Source organism: Streptomyces chiangmaiensis, assembly GCF_036281785.1.
Taxonomy (GTDB): Bacteria; Actinomycetota; Actinomycetes; order Streptomycetales; family Streptomycetaceae; genus Streptomyces; species Streptomyces chiangmaiensis.
Genome location: NZ_JAYWVC010000682.1, coordinates 1 through 747, shown reverse-complemented (window position 1 = coordinate 747; position 747 = coordinate 1). Strand labels below are relative to the sequence as shown.

Annotated in this window: 1 protein-coding gene; it reads left to right on the top strand. The window is 66.3% G+C overall.

Translation table 11 applies throughout. From position 1 onward, the window contains the following. Window positions 1–747 (top strand): IS982 family transposase (locus VXC91_RS46395; RefSeq protein ID WP_408057643.1); only part of this gene is annotated, 747 nt, incomplete at both ends.

The following is a 747-nucleotide window of genomic DNA, read 5'->3' as shown; positions in this document are numbered from 1 at the left end:
TGAACACCCTCTTGACCGCACTGTATGTGAAGATCGACGACGAGCTGGGAGGACCGCGATGGATGGGCAGACCGCCCGTGTTGACCGACTCCGAACTGGTCTGTGTCGCGGTCGCCCAGGCGATGCTCGGCTTCACCTCCGAGGCTCACTGGCTGCGCTATGCCCGCAGGCACCTCAGGGGCCTGTTTCCGTACCTGCCGCAGCAGTCGGGCTACAACAAGCGGCTGCGGGCCGCGCTCGGGCTGGTCAAACGGGTCATCCGGATGCTCGCCAAATCGAGCGACTTCTGGCTCGACGACTGCTGGATCGTGGACTCCACCCCGGTGCCCTGCGGCATGTCCAGGCCCACGGTGAAGCGCTCGGACCTGGCCGGATGGGCGGGATACGGCTACTGCGCCAGCCACTCGCGGTTCTACTGGGGGCTGAAGCTGTACCTGGTGTGCACCCCGGCGGGGATGCCGATCCTGTGGGCGCTGGCCGACCCGAAGATCGGCGAGCGCGAGGTCCTGGCCGCGATGCTCGAAGTCGACGCTGACGTGGCGGCCGAGCACGACGGCATCCTCCTGATCTGCGACAAGGGGTTCGCGGGTCGGGACTTCGAGACGCTGCTGGGCGAGTACGGCATCACGATGCTGCGGCCGTCCCGCAAGGATGAGAAGTCCCGCTACGGGGAGCCGATGCTCAAGAAGGTCCGGCAGTTGATCGAGTCGGTCAACGACACCCTCAAGGGCCAACTCGACCTGGAAG